Consider the following 18,673-nt stretch of genomic DNA (forward strand, 5'->3'; position numbering starts at 1 on the left):
CCGCTGAAGGGGACAGCGCGCTCGCCGGGCGACCTCGACCCCGTAATGATTTACGTACGGAGAGTGAACCGGTGCCCGCCCGGGCCCGGTTCACTCCAAAGGGTGGTTTTCGCCTCCGTATTCGACACCTGAGGCACACGCGTTCCCGCGCGTCACACCTGCGCTCGTGCGTACTCGAGCAGCTTGGCGAAGTCGAGCGCGCCGGGATCCCCATGGGAGTTGTGGCAAAGCAGCCCCCGCGCCACATAGGTGCGCGCCGAGGTCGACAGCGAGGCGATCGGCTGTTCCCCCAGGGGCTCGACCGCGAGCACCTGCGCCTCTCCCGTGGCGTCGGCGACCGCGGCGCCCTCCCAGGCGCCCGCCGCACCGGCCCGCCCGTCGGCGAGGGCGACGATCCGGTGCTTGAACGGGGTGAGTTCGCGACTGGTCATCCACGCGTCGCCGTGCGGCAGACGCACCAGCCACGGGTGGTCGGCCGTCGCGACGACCTCGCCCAGCGCCGTGGTCACCCGGTACGCGTCCTTGCGCGCCGGGTCGTTGCGGGTCACCACCCCGCGGCGGAGCCGCCGTCGCCCCTGAACGCCGGAGGTCTCCTCCTCGTCGAAGCACGCGATCTCGTCGCCGACTGACAGGTCGCCGGCACGGGACCAGCTCAGGTCGGCGCGGAGCACCGGGGTGTCCGGGTGCACGCAGTTCTCCGGCACGTGCTGGTGGCCGCAGATCCCGCGGAAGGCGTTCCACTCCCGTCCGGTCATCCGCTGGCCGCCCGCCGTCCCGTACGAGCGGGGGTAGGGCGGCCAGAGCTTCGGCCCCTTGAGCGGCACGCCGTGCTGGGTGTGCATCCAGGCCAGGAACTCGGCGAGTTCACGCAGCGCCCACCGGGGGGCCTTGGGCCAGTAGATGTGCCGGTTGGCCGTACCCCAGTTCTCGTGCCGGACGGGGTCGCAGGTGCCCACCAGCTCCACCTGGCACACGTTGAGAGTGTTGGTCTCCACCCCGCCGGGACGGTTGACCAGGGCGCGCGAGGAGATGTCGATGTCGAAGTGCTGGTACCAGACCAGCTTCTCGTCCTCGAAATCCGGTTTCGCCGTGAGGTTGGGCGCGCTGCTCCCGCCCCCGTACGTCGGCACGCTGCGGCCCTCGGTCGTGTGCAGCACGATGGCGTTGACCTCCATCGCGGCACCGCCGTAGTCGTCCTGATACCAGTATCTGCGTGAGGCCCCCGGGTACTTCTGCGGTCCTTGCCTGGTCATGGTGCTCCCCGTCCCGTTGCGGTGTCGGAAGGTACGACAATCGCAGCACGACGGAACGGGACAGATCGACTGTTGCCCTAAAGGATCACCCGAATCGGCGATCCTGCATCATTCCGGGCGCATTGGTGGTGACGGTTCGTCGGGCGACCGGCCCGTGTCCGCCGGGTCACCCCACCACGCGGCCGCGCAGCACGATGCGCCGGGGCGCGGCCAGCACACGCACGTCGGCGCGCGGGTCCTGCGGGTAGACGACCAGGTCCGCGGAAGCCCCCTCGGTGAGGCCCTCGCGGCCGAGCCACTCGCGGGCGGACCAGGTGGCGGCGGAGAGCGCGTCGAGAGCGGGCAGGCCGGCCGTGACGAGCTCGGCGACCTCGCCGGCGACCAGTCCGTGCGCGAGGGAGCCGCCGGCGTCGGTGCCGGCGAAGATCCGGATGCCCGCTTCGTACGCGGCGCGGACGGTGTCGTAGCGGCGGGCGTGCAGCCGGCGCATGTGGTCGGACCAGCGCGGGAACTTGGCCCGGCCGCCGTCCGCGAGGTCCGGGAAGGTCGCGATGTTGACCAGGGTGGGGACGATGGCCACCTGGTGCTCGGCGAAGAGCGGGATGGTGTCCTCGGTGAGCCCGGTGGCGTGCTCGACGCAGTCGATCCCGGCCTCGACCAGGTCCCGCAGGGAGTCCTCGGCGAAGCAGTGGGCGGTGACGCGGGCGCCCTCGTCGTGGGCGGCGGCGATGGCGGCCTCGAGCGCTTCGCGCGGCCAGCAGGCCGTGAGGTCGCCGGCCTCGCGGTCGATCCAGTCGCCCACCAGCTTGACCCATCCGTCGCCGCGCCGGGCCTCCCGGCGGACATGGGCGACCAGGTCCTCGGGCTCGATCTCCCAGGCGTAGTCGCGGATGTAGCGGCGGGTGCGGGCGATGTGCCGGCCGGCCCTGATGATCCGCGGGAGGTCCTCGCGGTCGTCGATCCAGCGCGTGTCGGAGGGCGAGCCGGCGTCGCGGAGCAGCAGGGCCCCCGCGTCGCGGTCGGTGAGGGCCTGCTTCTCGGAGGTGCCCGGGTCGACCGGGCCGTGCTGGTCGAGGCCGACGTGGCAGTGGGCGTCGACCAGTCCGGGCAGGACCCAGCCCTCGACGGAGGTGAGGTCGCGCAGGCCGGCGGGGCGCTCGTAGGTGACCCGGCCGCCGACCACCCAGAGTTCGTCCCGCACGTCCTGGGGCCCGGCCAGGATGCGGCCCTTGACGTGCAGCGCTTGCGGAGCCTCGCGATCAGCCATGTCTGCACTCTACGAGCCTGGGGATACGCTCGGGCCGTACACCCCTCGACGAAGGAAGCAGCGCCACCGTGTCCCACCCCCTGCTCGACCTGCCCCCGCTGACCGCCGAGCGCTTCGCCTCGATCGAGCGCCGAGTCGCCGCGCTGCTGCGCACCGAGCACGACGTCGTGATCACGCAGGGCGAGGCCCTGCTGCCGCTGGAGGGCTGCATCCGCGGCGGCGCGCGGCCGGGTTCGACGGCACTGAACGTGGTGACCGGGCCGTACGGCCAGACGTTCGGCAACTGGCTGCGGGACGCGGGCGCCGCCGTGGTCGACCTGGAGGCGCCCTTCCACGCCGCCGCGACCGCACGGGACGTCGAGCGGGCGCTGGCCGACCACCCGGAGATCGACTTCGTGTCGCTGGTGCACGCGGAGGCGGCCACCGGCAACACCAACCCGGTGGCGGAGATCGGCGAGGTCGTCCGGGCGCACGGCGCGCTGTTCATGGTCGACGCGGTCGCGTCGGTGGCGGCCGAGCCGCTGCTGGTCGACGCGTGGGGCGTGGACCTGTGCGTGATCGGCGCCCAGAAGGCGATGGGCGGGCCCGCCGGGGTGTCGGCGGTGTCGGTGAGTGAGCGCGCGTGGCAGCGGCTGGCGGACAACCCGGCGGCGCCGCGCCGCTCGTACCTGTCGCTGCTGGACTGGAAGGAACGCTGGATCGACGCCGGGCGCAGGGCCCTGCCGCACGCGCCCGCGCAGCTGGAGATGCTGGCGCTCGAGGCGTGCCTGGAGCGGATCGAGGAGTCGGGGCTCGACGCGGTGGTCGCCCGGCACCGCGCCGCCGCGGCGGCGACCCGGGCCGGCGCCGCGGCGCTGGCCGGCGCCGTCGAGCCCTATGTGCACCGGGACGAGGACGCCGCGCCGGTCGCGACGACACTGCGCACCCTGGACGGCATCGCCGCCGACGCCCTGGTCGCCGACGCCCTGGCGCTGGAGCCGGGGCTTCCGCTGGTCGCCGGCGGCGGGGCCCTGGCCAAGGAGATGATCCGGGTCAACCACTACGGCCGGGACGCCGACCCGGCTGCGGTCGTCCGCACCCTGCGCGCCCTGGCCGGCGCCCTGGGGGCGGACCCCGACCCGGCCGTGGCGGCGGCCGAGGCCGCCTGGCAGGGCTGACTCCACCGCTCCGCCGCCCTGGACCGCCTGGCGGTCCAGGGCTGTCCGGACGGCTACCGCGATCGCGATGCCGCCGTCGCGCTCCTCCGCGCCGGGCGCCTGGAAGCGCCGGGCCCCGGACGGCCGGTGGCGGTCGCGCTCGGGACCGAGGGTGGGGAAGCCGCCGGGTGCCCAGCGCGAAGACCTGAGGAGAAGGCGGGGGCACGCGCCCCCGCCGCCCGGCGCGAACGCCCCGCGCGCGGCGACCGGCACGGGCGCCGACAGCACCCCGGCAGCGGCCGCCGTGACACGCCTGTCCGCGCGGCACGGCGGCCCAGCCGAGGTCAGCCCTCGCGGCGCCCGTCGACGCGGCGCGGCACCCCTGACGGGTTCCCGTCCCGCAGCTCCGCCGGCAGCAGCGCCTGCGGCGCGTCCTGGTACACGACGGGCCGCAGCCACCGCTCGATCGCCGTCCCGCCGACCGACGTGGACGTCGAGGTCGTCGCCGGGTACGGCCCGCCGTGGTGCATCGCCGGGGCCACCGCGACTCCCGTGGGCCAGCCGTTCACCACGACACGCCCCGCCAGCGGCGTGAGCCGGCGCAGCAGTTCCGCGCCGGAGCCCCCGGCCTCCGCGCCCCCGTCGCCGCCGGACGCCTCGGCCTCGCTCATGTGCGCCGTCGCCGTGAGGTTCCCGGGCAGCCGCCCGAGTACCGCCTCGGCCTCCTCCTCACTGCCGTAGCGCGCGACGACCGTGACCGGCCCGAAGTGCTCCTCCAGCAGCGCGTCGTACGCACCGCCGGCGGCGAGCCGGGCCGCGTCGACGGAGACGAAGCCGGCCCGCACGAGGCGCTCACCCCCGTCGCCGGGCTCGACCGGCGCCTCCACCCCAGCCAGCTCGGTCAGTTCGCGCACGCCCGCGATGAAGTTGTCCCGCATGCGGGCGTCGAGGAGTGTGCCGGGGGCGACGTCGCCCACCGCGGCCGCCAGGGACTTCAGGAGGCGGTCGCCCGCCTCCCCCGCCGGGGCCAGCACAAGGCCGGGCTTGACGCAGAACTGGCCGACGCCGAGCGTCATGGATGCGGCGAGCCCCGAGCCGATCTGCTCGGCGCGCTCCTCGGCCGCGGCCCGGGTGATGACGACCGGGTTGAGACTGCCGAGTTCGCCGTGGAACGGGATGGGCGCCGGTCGCGCCGCGGCGGCGTCGAAGAGGGCGCGCCCGCCCCGCACGGAACCGGTGAAGCCGGCGGCGGAGACCAGCGGGTGCTTGATGAGGTCGATGCCGGCCTGGAACCCGTGCACCACCGAGACGACGTCCGCGGGCAGCCCGACCGCGACGGCCGCGCGGCGCAGCGCGTCCGCGCACAGCTCGCTCGTCGCCGGGTGGTCGGGGTGGGCCTTGACGACGACGGGGCAGCCCGCGGCGAGCGCGCTGGCGGTGTCGCCACCCGGCACGGAGAAGGCGAGCGGGAAGTTGCTGGCGGCGTACACGGCCACGACCCCGAGCGGGATCTTGTAGCGCCGCAGGTCGGGCCGGGGCGGGACGAGGGCGGCGTCGGCGTGGTCGATGATGACGTCGAGGAAGGCGCCCTCCTCGACGATCTCGGCGAAGGCCCGCAACTGATAGGTGGTGCGGCCGAGTTCGCCGGTGAGGCGGGCCGGCCCGAGGGCGGTCTCCGCGTCGGCGGCCTCCAGGATGCGGGGGCCGGCCTCCTCGAGGAAGTCGGCGGCGGTGCGCAGCAGCCGGGCCCGCACCGCGCGGTCGGCCAGTGCCGGGGAGGCCGCGGCGGCGGCGCGCACCGCGGCGTCGACCTCCTCGGCGGTGGCTTCGACGGCGACCTGCTCCCGCTGCTTCCCTGTCCGGGGATCGACGCTCCACACTGGTACGGCCACCGCGGTACCTCCAGGCCTTCCGTTCGATATGCTGAACAGCATCCACAATTGTGAATGCGTTCGGGAGCCTACTTGTGCGGATCCCGGCCGAACAAGAGGGGTCCACTCCAGATGGCTGCAGGTGAGGGCGGGGCGCAGGTCAAATCCGCGGTGCGGACGGTGGAGTTGCTGGAGTACTTCGCCGGCCGGCCCGGCATGCACAGCCTGGCCGCGGTCCAGGAGGCCGTCGGCTACCCCAAGTCCAGCCTGTACATGCTGCTGCGCACGCTCGTGGACCTGGGCTGGATCGAGACCGACGCCACTGGCACGCGCTACGGCATCGGCGTGCGCGCGCTGCTGGTCGGCACCTCCTACATCGACGGCGACGAGGTGGTCGCCGCGGCCCGCCCGACCCTGGACCGGCTCTCGGACGACACCAGCGAGACCATCCACCTGGCCCGCCTCGACGGCACCAGCGTGGTGTACCTGGCGACCCGCCAGTCGTCGCATTACCTGCGGCCGTTCACCCGGGTCGGACGCCGGCTGCCGGCCCACTCCACCTCGCTCGGCAAGGCGCTGCTCGCCACGTACACCGACGAGCAGGTCCGGGGGCTGCTGGCGGAGACGCTGGAGCCGCTCACCGAGCACACCCACACCGACCGCGAGAAGCTGATCGCCGAGCTGCACCAGATCCGCGAGCAGGGCTACGCCGTGGACCGCGAGGAGAACACGCTCGGCCTGCGCTGCTTCGGCGTGGCCGTGCCCTACCGCACCCCCGCCCGTGACGCGATCAGCTGCTCGGTGCCGGTGGCCCGGCTGACCCCGGGCCACGAACAGCTGATCAAGGACGCCCTCTTCGACGCGCGCGACCGCCTCACGCTGGCGACGCGCTGCTTGTGACCTCCCCCGTCACGACTCCTCATGGAGCACGCGGAAAGGGCCCGCGGACGCACCGACCGGCCGACCACCCGCCCGCCGGTGAGCAGTTCGGCGCCCGGCACGTCCAGGGGCGCCTTCGCCTCGGCCTGCGGCAAGAGCGCTTCTCCGAGGACCCGAACGTCAGCGTGCCGCTCAGCGGCTGCGTCCACGCGCCGGCCGCGCTCGACACACCGCTGCTGCCGATGATCGCGGGCGACGATCCCGAGCGGGGCGGACCACCCGCTACAACACCGCCGGGCACGTCGCGAGGGTGCTGCCGGCGTCCAGCCGCTCGGGCAACCCGGTCGCCGGGCGACTGGAGGAGACGGGCGTCCCGTCCGTCGCCCGCGGGGAGCCGCTGGGGCAGGGCGCCCGGGTCGCCCGCATGGCGGCGGACGAAGGGGGCGGCGCGCACCGGATGGTGCGGCCGCCGCTCGCCCGCATCGCGGTCGACGAGCCGTCCGCAGTGATCCTCCCTACGGAGCTGCTACAGCGCACTTCTCCATGAACATCCCCTAGGATCATGGTAGTTGGGGCGTCGAAGCCGCCGCCCCCCGACTTGGAGGACCGGTGCGTCTCCCCCGCTCCCTTTCCGGCTGGACCATGGCCGTCTTCGGCCTGCTCGCCGCCGCGCTCGGCATCGTCGGGATCGTCTCGCCCGCCGTACAGCTGTCCCTGCTCGGCTTCCAGCAGCCGGACCAGCGCGCGGCCGGCGACTACACCCTGGTGTTCCTCACCGCTTCCTCGATGGCGGCGCTCAACATGGGCGTCTACTACGTCCTGGCGGCCCTCGCCGACTGGCGCGCCTTCTTCCGCTGGACGGTCCCGTTCCGGCTGCTGACCTGCACCGTCTTCACCGGCGCCGTGGTGTTCGGCCGGGCGCCGTCCGGCTTTCTCGGCGTCGGCGCGTGGGAGGGGGTGGGCGCGCTGGTGACGGGCGCGGCCCTCTGGCACGAGGGCCGCGCGGCCCGGGCGGCCGCCGAGGGCGCCCAGGCGGCGTGATCGGGCCGCGGGCGGCCCTCCCGGGCCTCGCACCCGTGCGCACCCCGAGGACGGGCGGCCTCGCGGTGGGACGCGAAGGGCCCGCGCCCGCCGGCGGTCACCTGCGCAGGGCGCACTCGGCTCGGTCCCAGAGGCGGTCCGCCGCGATCGGGTCCACGGCGTGGGGCGCGACGCCGCCGGGGTACTCCTCGTCGCCGCCGACGACGGGCGCCTCCTGGTTGTCCTCGAAGTAGCGCCCGGTCACCCCGTCCAGCAGCGGTGAGGCCGCGAGCAGCACCGATGTGGCGGCGCCCTGCTCGACGGTCTTGTGGTACGGCTGCGGCACGATCTCGCCGTGGTCGTCCGTCACCCCCATCGCCCGCATGGTGGCGGCGTCGATGTGGCGCTTGAGGTTGGTGCTGAGGATCCACCCGGGGTTGAGCGCGTTGGCGGTGATGCCGTCGGCGGCCCACCGGCGGGCGCCGACGGCGAACAGGACGTCGGCGGTCTTGGACTGCCCGTAGGCCGTCCACGGGTCGTAGGGGCGCCGCTCGAAGTGCGGGTCGCCGAAGTCGAAGGCGGCGTCCTTGTGCGCGCCGGAGCTGACGATCACCAGGCGTGCCGACCCCGCCGCCCGCAGTTCGGGGTGGAGCGCCGTGGCGAGGGCGAAGTGCCCGAGGTGGTTGACGGCCAGTTGCAGCTCCCATCCCTGCTCGGTGACCTGGCGGTCGGGGAGGGCCATGACCCCGGCGTTGGCCACGAGGATGTCGAGGGGGCCGCTCCATTCGCGCGCGAAGTGCGCGACGGAGGCGAGGTCGGCCAGGTCGAGGGGGCGTACGTCGACCCGGTCGGCGCCGGCGGCCGTGGCGGCGAGCCCGTGCAGTGCGGGCGCAGCGGCGGCGGGGTCGCGTGTGGCGACGGTGACGTGCGCGCCGGCCTCGGCCAGGGCCCGGACCGTCTCCAGTCCGATGCCGGACGCGCCGCCGGTCACGAGGGCACGCCGGCCGGTGAGGTCGACTCCCTCGACGACCTCCAAGGCCGTGGCGTGGAAGGAGAAAGGTGTCTGCAGAAGGTGGTGGTCGAGCACAGGAGACCTCGAAGGGAAGGGAAGAACAGGTACTCACGTCAGGCTAGGGACAGCAGCGCGCATCCTCCATAATGAAGAGTCCGGAAAACTTGATTCATCGTCCAGGGTCTTCGGGAGGCACGCATGGATCCGCTCGAGGACGTCCTGGCCCTGCTGGAGACCAGGGCCCACCTGTCGACGGGCCTCGTGGCGGGCGGCGAGTGGGCCGTGCGCTTCGGGGCGCCGACCGGGGTGAAGTTCAACGCGGTCCGGCGGGGCGGGTGCCTCCTGGAGGTCGAGGGGACTCCCCGTCCGGTGGAACTGGCCGCGGGCGACTGCTTCCTGCTCACGCAGGCCCGTCCGTTCGTGCTGCGCAGCGCCCCCGGCGTGGCGCCGGTCGACGCGGAACCGGTGTTCGCCGCGGCGGAGGGCGGCTTCGCCAAGGTCGGCCGGGGCGACGAGGTGCTGCTCGTCGGCGGCCGCTTCTCCTTCGGCGACCGCGCGCGGAGCCTTCTGCTGGACGCGTTGCCGCCGGTCATCCATGTGCCCGCGGCGACCGAGCACGCCGAGACCGTGCGCTGGGCACTGGAGCAGATCGGGCAGGAACTGCTGCGACGGCCCTTCGCCGCCACCTTGGTGGCGGAGCACCTGGCCGTCGTCATGCTGGTCCATGTGCTGCGTCTGCACCTGGCGGCCGAGCCGCAAGGCGCGGGCTGGCCGGCGGGCCTTGCCGACCCCGTGGTGGCACCCGCGCTGGCAGCGCTGCACAGCGCGCCGGCGCACCCCTGGACGGTCGCCGAACTCGCCGGGGCCAGCGGGGTGTCGCGCTCCACGCTCGCCGCGCGGTTCAAGCGGACCGTGGGCTGCCCGCCGCTGGACTACCTCAGGCGGTGGCGCATCGAGCTCGCCGCGCAGCGCCTGCGCACGGGTACCGAGACCCTGGCCGTCATCGCCCACGCGGTCGGCTACGGCTCGGAGAGCGCGCTCAGCACGGCCTTCAAGGAGGTGACGGGGAGCTCTCCGCGCGCGTATAGGGGCGGCGCCGCGGCCTGACGGGTGCCGGACGCGGTGCGGTGGCGCGGTCAGGGCCGCACGGGCTGGCGCAGTCCGCAGCACGCGAGCACGCGGTGCAGGCGTTCCTCGCCCGCCGCGGCAAGGGGCGGGAGCAGGAGTGTCGCAAGGCCCGCCTCCACCGCCGCGCCGTCGTGACCGGAGCGGTCCCCGACCATCAGCGCTTCATCGGGGCCCACCCCCAGTTCGCGCAACGCGAGCCGGAAGACGGCGGGGTCGGGCTTGCAGACGCCGTGCTCGAAGGACAGCACGAACCGGTCGACATGGCCGTCCAGGCCCGCCGCCGCGAACCAGGGGCGGATGTCGAAGTGGATGTCGCTGACCACGGCCACCAGCAGGCCGGCGGCTTTCAGCGTCGCGAGCGTCCGCTCCACGTCCGCGGCGAAGAGGGCCACGTCCGGGTGGGCCAGTTCGGCGTACAGGGCGTCGGCCAGCGCCTCATCGATGCCTGCGGCCGAGGTCCAGCGCCGGAAACCGGCACGATAGGACGCGACGGACACGTCCGCGCCGCTCATAGCCCGCGCGACCTCGGGTTCCCTGACGGCCGCGTCAAGAGCCGCGCTGAGCCGTCGTACCTCTGGCGGCGCGACCTCCCGGGCGAGACGCCGCAACGCGCCCTCGATCCACGGCCCGCCCTTGGGACCGGCGTGGTCAGGACCCCATCTGGGGACGATGAGCGTCCCCACCCAGTCCAGCAGGACGGCCCTGAAAGCGGGCATGTTCCCCCCCGGCGAACCAGTTGACGATGCCGGGCAGTCTGCCACGCCGCACCGCCGCGGTCGGCGCCGCCCTTCGTGCCCCGGCGCGAACACGCGGCACGCGGCGCCGGCCCGCCCGCGCGCAATGCGCACGCCTCACCCCGCCCCCGTCAGGAACGCCCGGACGGCCGCAAGGTCCTCCGCGGACGCAAGTCCCGCGTGGTAGAGGCGCAGCTCCGTCGCCCCCGCGGCCCGCGCCCGGGCCGCGTCCGCGGCGAGCGTGCCGGGGCTGCCGCCCATCCCGGCGACCACGGGGACGTTGGCCGCCAGCACCGTCCCGGGTCGCGCGTGCGGCACGCAGGCGGCGACCAGGTCCGCGCCTGGGAGCACGAGTCCGTCGGCGTGGCCGAGGACGTGCCCCGGGTCGACGCCGGCGTTGGCCCCGCAGCGGTGCGCGTGCGGGTCGGCGTGCAGCAGCACCTGGAACCCCGGTGCCGCGGCCGCCCGTACGGCCTCCACCGCGGCCCGCTGCACATCCCGCGCGACGGAACCCCGCCACGTCATGGTCAGCCGCGCGCGGTCCGCCCCGAGCAGCGCCTCGACGTCGGCCCATTCGTCGTCTCCCGGCGTCCACTCCCCAGCCCACACCGGCGCGAGGGCCCCGCGCACGGCCGCCCGCAGCTCGGCCGGGTCGGCGCCCAGCCCGCGGTAACCCGCCTCGCACGCGGGGCAGAAGCACAGGGACATCAGGTACTGCGCGGCCCCGGTCAGCGGCACCCCGCCCGTCTTGTCGTGGGCGTGCAGGTGCGGGAAGCCGTACCAGCCGCACGATTCCAGTTCCGTGCCGCCCGTCCCGGTCCCCGGCCGCACCGCGGCCTCCGCGGCCAGGTCGACGACGTAGTCGCGCACGTCCGGCTGCGCGATGCACGGCGCCCAGGGGTAGCGGTCGCCGTAGGCGTTGCGCACGCTCACCCGTGGGTGTTCGTCCCCGAGGCGGGAGTTGTGGGCCAGCACGACCCAGGAGTGCACGGCCAGTCCCGCCGCGCGCAGGGCGCGGGCGGCCTCGCCGTAAGCGTCCTCGGCGCCCGCCCAGTCCTGGGTGTACGGGCGCAGGGCGCGTCCTGCCCAGCGGCGCTCGTCGGGCGGGTAGAGCACGGCCGCGTGGCGGGCCGTGACGACCCGGTGCCCGGGGTGGCGGGGGGTCAGCGCCCGCGTGGAGTGGTAGGCGGAGGCAAGGCTGACCTGGTGGACTCCGAGGCTCGCTATGCGCTCCGCCGCCCGCGGGTCGCCGACGACGTCCCAGGGGTAGACGAAGGTGGAGGCTCTCAAGGCGGCTCCTGGGTGTGTGGGTTGACGCGGGCACCACCGTACGGCGGTGCCGGTCTCAGTCCTCACCGACCAGGGCGAGGCCGCGGTCGATGAGCTCGGCGAGTTCCTTGATGTGCGCGGGGGAGGGCTCGGACAGCGGCGGGCGCACCTCTCCGACGTCGAGCCCGCGCAGCCGGACCCCGGCCTTGACCAGGGAGACGGCGTAACCGCGGCCCTGCCGGCGCAGTTCCACCAAGGGCCGGTAGAAGCCGTCGAGAAGGGCGTTGACGACGGCGTCGTCGCCGCCGGTCAGGGCGCGGTGGAAGGCGAGGGCGATCTCGGGCGCGAAGCAGAAGACGGCGGAGGAGTACAGGTGGACCCCGATGCCGCGGTAGGCGAGGCCGGTGAGCTCGGCGGTCGGGAGGCCGTTGAAGTAGCGGAAGTCGCGGTCGGGGACGGTGCTGCGGACGGCGCTGATTATGCGCTGCATCAGGTCGAGGTCGCCGACGCCGTCCTTGAGGCCGATGACGCGCGGGACGCGGGCGAGCCGGGCGACGGTCTCGGGGGTGAGGACGGCGTTGTCGCGCTGGTAGACGATGACGTCGAGCGAGGTGCCCTCGACGAGCGCCGCGTAGTGCCGCAGCAGTCCCGCCTGGTCGGCGACGACGAGGTAGGGGGGCATGGCGAGCAGCCCGTCGGCGCCCGCCTCCTCGGCGAGGCGCGCGAAGCGCAGAGCCAGTGCGGTGCCGTATCCGGCGCCGGCGACGACCGGGACCCGGCCCGCGGTCTCCTCGACGGCGGCGGCGACGCAGGCGCGGTACTCCTCGGGCGTCAGCGCGTGGAACTCGCCGGTGCCGCAGCAGGCGAAGACCGCCCCGGCTCCTGCCTCGACACCGCGGCGCACGTGTGTGCGGAACACGTCCAGGTCGAGGGAACCGTCCGGGCCGAAGGGCGTCACGGGGAAGAACAGCAGGCCGTCGAGGCGCGCGGAGAGTGAGGCCGCATCGGTCATCGGGTTCTCCCTGGAGACGGGCGCCTGTGCGCTCTTCTGATCGATGTCTATATGCATGAACGCGCTCACGCTAAGGCAGCGCATTAGGCACGGTCAAGGAAGACACCGCAAGGGGAGGGAGCTTGACGCTTCCGCAGGCACTCCCTAGCGTGTCTATGAATATGAATGATGTCCATGCACATGGACGTCTCTTCCGAGGAGGCCAGCGCATGCCCGCTCCCCGCACCGTCCTGCTCACCGGCGCCGCGGGCGGCGTGGGCACGCTGATGCGCGAGCTGCTGCCGGCGTACGGCTACGAGCTGCGCCTCCTCGACATGCTCCCCGTCGAGGGCGCTCCCGACGCGGTCACCGCGGACCTGGCGGACCGCGCCGCCCTGCGCGAGGCCGTGCGCGGTGTCGAAGCGATCATCCACCTCGCCGGCATCTCCGTGGAAGCCTCCTTCGAGAAGATCCTGCGCGCCAACATCGAGGGCTCTTACCACCTCTATGAGGCCGCCCGCGAGGAGGGCGTGCCGAGGATCGTCCTCGCCTCCAGCAACCACGCGGTCGGCTTCACCCCGCGTCCGGTCGGCGGCGACCCGCTCATCCCGATCGACACCCCGCGTCGCCCCGACACCTTCTACGGCCTGTCCAAGGGCTTCGGTGAGGACCTCGCCCAGCTCTACTGGGACCTGCACGGCCTGGAGACGGTGTCGATCCGCATCGGCTCCTGCTTCCCCGAGCCCACGTCGGTGCGCATGCTCTCCCTCTGGCTGAGCCCCGGGGACTGCGCGCGCCTGCTGCACGCGGCCCTCACCGCCGAGGGCGTCGGGCACACCGTGGTCTACGGCAGCTCCGCCAACACGCGGCTGTGGTGGGACCTGTCCTCCGCGCGGGCGCTGGGCTACGAGCCGCAGGACGATTCCGAGCCCTTCGCGGCCGGGCTCGTCGCCGAGCAGGGCGAACTCGACCCGGCGAACCCCGACCACGTCCACCTCGGCGGGCACTTCACCACGCACCCGCCCATCTGGCCCCACTGACCCCGCTCCCGCTCCCGGCCCGCAGCCGGCGCTCACGGGCCGGGTCACCGCGGTCCGCGCCGCCGCCGTCCGCGGGGGCCGGCACAGGTGCCACGCGGCACGGGAAAAGCGCGTTCGGTAATGGAACCGTAAACCCGGAACGCTCGTTAAGCCGAACATGACCGCAATGACACCAGGCTCGAACATCCCGCTCCCCGCGGCGCGCGTGGCCGTGGAGGTATCCGCGCCCGTGCGGCTGGATGTGTCGGGCCTCCTGATCGCCGCCGACGGCAAGGTGCGCTCCGACGACGACTTCGTCTTCTACAACCAGCCTGCGGGGCCGGGTGTGACCTACCGGTCCGGTGGCGGCGCCGCCCCCGACGCGATCACGGTCGACACGGCGGCCGTGCCCTCCGACATCGAGAAGATCGTCGTGACGGCCAGTCCCGACGCGCCCGGGGCCACCTTCGCCGGCACCGAGCCCACGGCGACCGTGCGGGACGCGGACAGCGGCGCCGTTCTCGCGACGTTCACCCCGCCCGCGCTGAGCAGCGAGACCGCGCTCGTCGTCGTCGAGATCTACCGCCGCGCGGGCGCCTGGAAGGCCCGCGCGGTCGGTCAGGGGTACGCGAACGGGCTGGCGGGCATCGCCACCGACTTCGGCGTCTCCGTCGACGAGCCCGCGGCCGCCGCGCCGCAGGTGCCGCCCATGGCACCGCCCATGGCATCCCCGCCGCCCGCCGCCATGACACCGCCTCCCGCTCCCCCGGCACCCCCGGCGCCCCCGGCCGCGCCTGCCCCGCCGGCCGGCACGGGCAAGATCAACCTGGACAAGGGCCGGGTCAATCTGCAGAAGAACCAGACGGTCTCCCTGGTCAAGGGCGGCAAGCCGCTGATGGCCTCGGTCCGCATGGGCCTCGGCTGGGAGCCCGCCTACCGCGGCAAGGACATCGACCTGGACGCCTCGGTCATCGCGTACGGGCCGCAGCGCAACCACATCGAGTCCTGCTACTTCGGCCGGCTCACGATCCTGAACGGCGCGATCCAGCACTCCGGCGACAACCTCACCGGCGAGGGCGCGGGCGACGACGAGGTCATCACCGTCCACCTCGGCGGGCTGCCGCCCGAGGTCACCGGCCTGGTCTTCACGGTGAACTCCTTCTCCGGCCAGAAGTTCAACCAGGTCGCCAAGGCCTACTGCAGGCTGATGGACGGCACGACGGGCGAGGAACTGGTGCGCTTCGACCTCACCGGCGCCGAACCCCGCACGGGCGTGATGATGGCGAAGTTCATCCGCCAGTTCTCCGGCGAGTGGGAGATGACGGCGATGGGCGACTTCGTCGACTCACGGACCGTCAAGGGCATGGTCAAGCCCGCCGCGCAGGCGCTCTGAGCGACACGACCGCGCCCGGTGGCCCGTGCGCAAGGCGCGGGAGGGGCCACCGGGCGCGGTCCGGGTGGTCGGGGCTCAGCAGGCTCCGCCGCGGCCCTGGCGGCGCCACGGGCCGGTGATGGCCAGCATGATGCCGGGCTCCTGGATGTTGGCGAACAGCGTCCTGCCGTCGGGCGAGAAGGTCACCCCGGTGAACTCGCTGTACTCCGGCTCCTCCTCGGTGCCGATGTTCAGCTCGTTGCGGGCGATCGGGTAGGTGCGGCCGTCGCCGAGCGCGCCGAACAGGTGCTGCACGCCCTCGCCGTCCTCGGCGATGACCAGGCCGCCGTAGGGCGAGACGGTGATGTTGTCCGGGCCGTCGAAGGCCCCGTCGGCCGACGGGTCGGGGTTGACGCCCAGGAGGACCTTGAGGGTCAGGGTGCGGCGCTTGGGCTCGTAGAACCACACGGCGCCGTCGTGCGCGGCGCCAGGGCTCTCCTCGCGGGCGTAGGAGGAGACGACGTACACCCCGCCGTCGCCCCACCACATGCCCTCCAGCTTGCGGGCCCGGGTCACCTCGCCGTCCGCGAACTGCTTGCGCACGGAGGTCGTCCTGGCGTCGCGGTCCGGGACGTCCACCCAGTCCACGCCGTAGACGGTGCCGATCGTGGTGGCGCGGGACAGGTCGTCCACGAACCTGCCGCCCGAGTCGAAGCACTTGAAGGCCTGCAGCACACCCGCGTCGTCGGGCAGGGCGCGCAGCTTGCCCCGGCCGTGGTGGAATCCGGCCGGCGGGGTCCAGCGGAAGAACAGGCCGTTGGGGTTGGAGGCGTCCTCGGTGAGGTAGAGCTGGCCGCGCTTGGGGTCGACGACGACGGCCTCGTGCGCGTAGCGGCCCAGGGCCTTGATCGGCTTGGGGTCGCGGTTGGCCCTGCGGTCGTAGGGGTCGACCTCGAAGACGTAGCCGTGGTCCTTCAGGAAGCCGTTCTTGCCGGCCTTGTCCTCGGTCTCCTCACAGGTCAGCCAGGTACCCCAAGGGGTGCTGCCGCCGGCGCAGTTGGTGGCGGTGCCGGCCACGCCGACCCACTCCGCGACGTGCCCGCCGTGCTCGGCGACCTCGACGACGGTCACACCGCCGGCCGCGCCGGAGTCGTAGACCAGGCCCTCGGTCAGCGGGACCGGGTACGGCCAGTCGGCGCGCGCGCCGGCCAGCTCGTGGTTGTTGGCGATCAGCGTGGCCCCGCGCAGGCCCTCGAAGGTGGCGGTGCCGTCGTGGTTGGAGGGGGTCCACTCGCCGGACTCCAGCCTGGTGACGCCGGTCCGGGTGATGACGCGGTACGAGAAGCCCTTGGGCAGGGCCAGAATGCCCTTGGGGTCCGGGACCAGCTCGCCGTAGCCCAGCCCGCCGTGGTGCCGCGACGCGCCCGCCTGCTCGGCGGTCGCCGGGGCCTCGGCGGCGAGGGCCCCGGGTGCGGTGGCGAGGACGTCGACGGTTCCGGCCAGTGCGACACCGGCACCGGTGATCGCCGTGCGCTTGGCGAAGTCTCTGCGGCTGAGAGGCATCGTTGTCTCCTGAGGGCAGGGGTGACTGCTCTTTCGCGGTCACGCTCCCGCCCCAGGGCGAACAGGAGTTGAATGGGACGGGACGATCGGCCGCCCATTCCTTGAGGCGTTCGCGCCCGCGCCGCCTCCGTCCGCGCCGCCTCCCGTCGCGCCCGTCCCGCCGCCCCGTCGGCGGTTCAGGACGAGGACGCCGCGGGCCCCGCCGAACGGGCCTTGAAGGCGGCCTTGCGCGCCTCCTTGGCCAGCCGCTTGTCGGGGTGGATGCGGCCCATGGCCTCCAGGACGTCGGCGGTCGCCGGGTGGTCCACCCTCCAGGCGGTGGCGAAGAACCCGTCATGCCGGGCGACGAGGTCGGTGACCAGCTCACGCAGCAGCTCGGGGTCGTCATCGGCGTCCAGCTGGGCGGCGATGGTGTCCACGGTGAGCCAGAAGATCATTTCCTCGTCGGGGGCCGGGACGTCGGCCGCCTCGCGTTCGGTCAGCCAGACCCGTGCCAGTCCGCCGAGTTGACGATCCGTCAGGACCTCGCGCAGGGCCGGTTCCGCCTCGTCGCCGAGCAGGCTCAGCGCCTGCTGGGCCACCAGCCTGCGGCCGGGTGCGCTGCGGTCCTCGCCGCGCGCCGCCTCCAGCAGCTCGCGCGCCGCGTCGTACGGCTTGCGGTTGCCGAGCCAGACGTCGGCCTCCCGGCGGGCGATCGGGTACGGGTAACGGAACAGTGCCTCCAGGAGGACGGCTGCGGGCTCCCCGGCGAGATCGCCGACGACCGGGGCGTCCATACCGGCGTCCACCATCCGGGATCGCACGCCGTACACGCCGAGCGGGGTCAGCCGCACCATGCCGTAGCGGGAGACCTCCTCGAGCCCGGGCTCCTCCCCGAAGTCCGCCGCGCCCTCGGCAGGGCCCGCCTCCTCCGACTCGACCTCCTCGATCAGGGCGTCGTCCAGGGGCTGGTACTCCAGCAGCCCGGTGGCCGTGAGCAGCCGGAAGTGCTCGTCGAGGCGCATCATCGCCTCGGTGACGTCCTCCAGCAGGGCGTCGTTCGGCTCCTCCACGTCCTCGGGGATGACGAGGGACGCGGCCAGGACCGGCAGCGGCACGGCGTCCCCGGTGTCGCCGCCGGAGTCCTCCACGGCGGTGAAGAGGTAGAGGTTGGCGAGCGCGCCGTCGAGGAACCCGGCCTCCTCCTCCAGGTCCCAGTCCAGGGTGTCCAGGTCCAGCTCGCCGTCCGGGCCCAGCTCCTCCACCAGGCCGTCGAGGTCGGGGGTCGCGGCCTCGGCCAGCGCCGTGTCCAGTGCGGCCAGCCACACCTCCAGCACCTCGCGCGACCCGCCCGCGTCCAGTCGCCGCAGCGCCTCGCCGGGCACGGCGCGTCCCGCCGGCTCGTCCAGGGCCACGGTCCCGGGGTCGCCCCCGTCGCTGTCGTCCTCGTCCGGGGCGTCCTCGTCCGGGGCGTCCTCGATGTCGAGGTCGACGAGTCCGGCGTCGACGGCCACACCCCAGGCCTGAGCCGCGTCCGCCGGACCGTCCGGCTGCCCCTCCAGGCCCAGCTCACGGACGGCGCGGAGCACGTCCTCCTCGGTCAGCTCCCCCATCGCGTCCACAGTGACGTGCGGCGCGCACCAGCGCGCCAGACGTACCGCGCGGTCGAGGAGCGGTACGGCGAGTGCGAACCGCGCCAGCTCCTCCTCGGGCAGCAGCCTCACGGGCGGCAGGTCGAGGCGGTCAGCGGCCATGGCGGGGTCTCCAATACAGCGGTGTCGGGGCGCTTGAACGCGCAGCACCAGCCTAGACGTGTGAGCGCCCGGCGGGCGCGCTTCTCCTTTCCGTCACCCGCCGTTACCGCGACGGTCGCGTGATCCGCCCGCGTCGCCGCCTCGGACGGGCCCGGGACATCCGTGACCACCGGTGGGGCGGAAGTGACGTGTCGGACGGGCGACCGCCCCGGGACCACCAGGCTCCACGCGCCCGGGCTCCTCGCGCCGACGGGCGCGCGGTGTCCCGGGCCGCGCGGTCCGCCGCGACGGCGCGGCGCTGCCCGGCGAGGCGGTCCAGGGGCCACCGCGGGGTGCGGCCGCGGAGGCTCACCGCCGGCGCCGGCAGCGCAGGTCCGTACGACCCCACCGTCCCGGGGCGGCGACGAACGGCGCCTGACGGGTCAC

The 18,673-nt window shown here is 74.0% G+C and carries 16 protein-coding genes; 7 read left to right on the plus strand and 9 right to left on the minus strand.

Features of this window, described 5'->3' with window-relative positions:
- Window positions 1-152 precede the first annotated feature (152 nt).
- Complete coding sequence (locus AC3ET4_RS11695) at window positions 153-1,253, minus strand: Hint domain-containing protein (RefSeq protein WP_431948628.1); 1,101 nt, start codon at window positions 1,251-1,253, stop codon at window positions 153-155.
- Between the two features lie 166 nt (window positions 1,254-1,419).
- Window positions 1,420-2,520, minus strand: a complete 1,101-nt coding sequence (locus AC3ET4_RS11700; RefSeq protein ID WP_431948629.1) for an amidohydrolase family protein — start codon at window positions 2,518-2,520, stop codon at window positions 1,420-1,422.
- Between the two features lie 68 nt (window positions 2,521-2,588).
- Here AC3ET4_RS11700 and AC3ET4_RS11705 point away from each other — a divergent pair, with 68 nt between their 5' ends.
- The gene (locus AC3ET4_RS11705) at window positions 2,589-3,677 is read left to right on the plus strand and encodes a pyridoxal-phosphate-dependent aminotransferase family protein (protein ID WP_431948630.1); all 1,089 of its coding nucleotides are present in this window, start codon (window positions 2,589-2,591) and stop codon (window positions 3,675-3,677) included.
- A gap of 323 nt (window positions 3,678-4,000) precedes the next feature.
- Here AC3ET4_RS11705 and AC3ET4_RS11710 read toward each other — a convergent pair whose 3' ends face one another.
- Entirely contained in the window at window positions 4,001-5,548 is a 1,548-nt protein-coding gene (locus tag AC3ET4_RS11710; protein ID WP_431948631.1) for an aldehyde dehydrogenase (NADP(+)), read from the minus strand.
- A gap of 111 nt (window positions 5,549-5,659) precedes the next feature.
- Between AC3ET4_RS11710 and AC3ET4_RS11715 the strand changes: the two genes are divergently transcribed.
- The 3 genes from AC3ET4_RS11715 (at window position 5,660) to AC3ET4_RS11725 (ending at window position 7,447) form a co-directional block, all read left to right on the plus strand.
- The gene (locus AC3ET4_RS11715) at window positions 5,660-6,427 is read left to right on the plus strand and encodes an IclR family transcriptional regulator (protein WP_431948632.1); all 768 of its coding nucleotides are present in this window, start codon (window positions 5,660-5,662) and stop codon (window positions 6,425-6,427) included.
- A gap of 289 nt (window positions 6,428-6,716) precedes the next feature.
- A complete protein-coding gene (locus tag AC3ET4_RS11720) occupies window positions 6,717-6,953 on the plus strand; it encodes a hypothetical protein (RefSeq protein ID WP_431948633.1) in 237 nt (78 codons plus the stop codon).
- Window positions 6,954-7,048: 95 nt separating this feature from the next.
- On the plus strand, window positions 7,049-7,447 hold the full coding sequence (locus AC3ET4_RS11725) for a hypothetical protein (protein ID WP_431948659.1): 399 nt from the start codon (window positions 7,049-7,051) through the stop codon (window positions 7,445-7,447).
- 97 nt (window positions 7,448-7,544) lie between these two features.
- Here AC3ET4_RS11725 and AC3ET4_RS11730 read toward each other — a convergent pair whose 3' ends face one another.
- Entirely contained in the window at window positions 7,545-8,513 is a 969-nt protein-coding gene (locus tag AC3ET4_RS11730; RefSeq protein ID WP_431948634.1) for an SDR family NAD(P)-dependent oxidoreductase, read from the minus strand.
- A 123-nt stretch (window positions 8,514-8,636) separates the two neighbouring features.
- Between AC3ET4_RS11730 and AC3ET4_RS11735 the strand changes: the two genes are divergently transcribed.
- Window positions 8,637-9,545 (plus strand): AraC family transcriptional regulator, encoded by a 909-nt coding sequence (locus tag AC3ET4_RS11735; protein WP_431948635.1) that lies wholly within the window; start codon window positions 8,637-8,639, stop codon window positions 9,543-9,545.
- 29 nt (window positions 9,546-9,574) lie between these two features.
- Here the strand turns inward: AC3ET4_RS11735 and AC3ET4_RS11740 are convergent, their stop codons facing one another.
- The 3 genes from AC3ET4_RS11740 to AC3ET4_RS11750 form a co-directional block, all read right to left on the minus strand.
- A complete protein-coding gene (locus AC3ET4_RS11740; protein WP_431948636.1) occupies window positions 9,575-10,282 on the minus strand; it encodes an HAD family hydrolase in 708 nt (235 codons plus the stop codon).
- Between the two features lie 135 nt (window positions 10,283-10,417).
- Window positions 10,418-11,590 (minus strand): hypothetical protein, encoded by a 1,173-nt coding sequence (locus tag AC3ET4_RS11745; RefSeq protein ID WP_431948637.1) that lies wholly within the window; start codon window positions 11,588-11,590, stop codon window positions 10,418-10,420.
- A 55-nt stretch (window positions 11,591-11,645) separates the two neighbouring features.
- Window positions 11,646-12,581: a 5-dehydro-4-deoxyglucarate dehydratase gene (locus AC3ET4_RS11750; RefSeq protein ID WP_431948638.1), complete on the minus strand. Its 936-nt coding sequence runs from the start codon at window positions 12,579-12,581 to the stop codon at window positions 11,646-11,648.
- A 209-nt stretch (window positions 12,582-12,790) separates the two neighbouring features.
- Between AC3ET4_RS11750 and AC3ET4_RS11755 the strand changes: the two genes are divergently transcribed.
- Complete coding sequence (locus AC3ET4_RS11755; protein WP_431948639.1) at window positions 12,791-13,600, plus strand: NAD-dependent epimerase/dehydratase family protein; 810 nt, start codon at window positions 12,791-12,793, stop codon at window positions 13,598-13,600.
- A gap of 166 nt (window positions 13,601-13,766) precedes the next feature.
- Window positions 13,767-14,972 (plus strand): TerD family protein, encoded by a 1,206-nt coding sequence (locus AC3ET4_RS11760; RefSeq protein WP_431948640.1) that lies wholly within the window; start codon window positions 13,767-13,769, stop codon window positions 14,970-14,972.
- Window positions 14,973-15,047: 75 nt separating this feature from the next.
- Here AC3ET4_RS11760 and AC3ET4_RS11765 read toward each other — a convergent pair whose 3' ends face one another.
- Entirely contained in the window at window positions 15,048-16,514 is a 1,467-nt protein-coding gene (locus AC3ET4_RS11765) for an alkaline phosphatase PhoX (protein WP_431948641.1), read from the minus strand.
- Between the two features lie 176 nt (window positions 16,515-16,690).
- Window positions 16,691-18,247, minus strand: coding sequence for a hypothetical protein (locus tag AC3ET4_RS11770; RefSeq protein WP_431948642.1), 1,557 nt, complete (start codon window positions 18,245-18,247; stop codon window positions 16,691-16,693).
- Between the last annotated feature and the right edge of the window lie 426 nt (window positions 18,248-18,673).

This window comes from Actinacidiphila sp. bgisy167, assembly GCF_057707665.1.

Coding starts and splice junctions, on each gene's coding strand:
- AC3ET4_RS11695 (WP_431948628.1), bottom strand. CDS start 1,253: ATGACCAGGCAAGGACCGCAGAAGTACCCGGGGGCCTCACGCAGATAC.
- AC3ET4_RS11700 (WP_431948629.1), bottom strand. CDS start 2,520: ATGGCTGATCGCGAGGCTCCGCAAGCGCTGCACGTCAAGGGCCGCATC.
- AC3ET4_RS11715 (WP_431948632.1), top strand. CDS start 5,660: ATGGCTGCAGGTGAGGGCGGGGCGCAGGTCAAATCCGCGGTGCGGACG.
- AC3ET4_RS11725 (WP_431948659.1), top strand. CDS start 7,049: ATGGCCGTCTTCGGCCTGCTCGCCGCCGCGCTCGGCATCGTCGGGATC.
- AC3ET4_RS11735 (WP_431948635.1), top strand. CDS start 8,637: ATGGATCCGCTCGAGGACGTCCTGGCCCTGCTGGAGACCAGGGCCCAC.
- AC3ET4_RS11740 (WP_431948636.1), bottom strand. CDS start 10,282: ATGCCCGCTTTCAGGGCCGTCCTGCTGGACTGGGTGGGGACGCTCATC.
- AC3ET4_RS11750 (WP_431948638.1), bottom strand. CDS start 12,581: ATGACCGATGCGGCCTCACTCTCCGCGCGCCTCGACGGCCTGCTGTTC.
- AC3ET4_RS11755 (WP_431948639.1), top strand. CDS start 12,791: ATGCCCGCTCCCCGCACCGTCCTGCTCACCGGCGCCGCGGGCGGCGTG.
- AC3ET4_RS11760 (WP_431948640.1), top strand. CDS start 13,767: ATGACACCAGGCTCGAACATCCCGCTCCCCGCGGCGCGCGTGGCCGTG.
- AC3ET4_RS11765 (WP_431948641.1), bottom strand. CDS start 16,514: ATGCCTCTCAGCCGCAGAGACTTCGCCAAGCGCACGGCGATCACCGGT.
- AC3ET4_RS11770 (WP_431948642.1), bottom strand. CDS start 18,247: ATGGCCGCTGACCGCCTCGACCTGCCGCCCGTGAGGCTGCTGCCCGAG.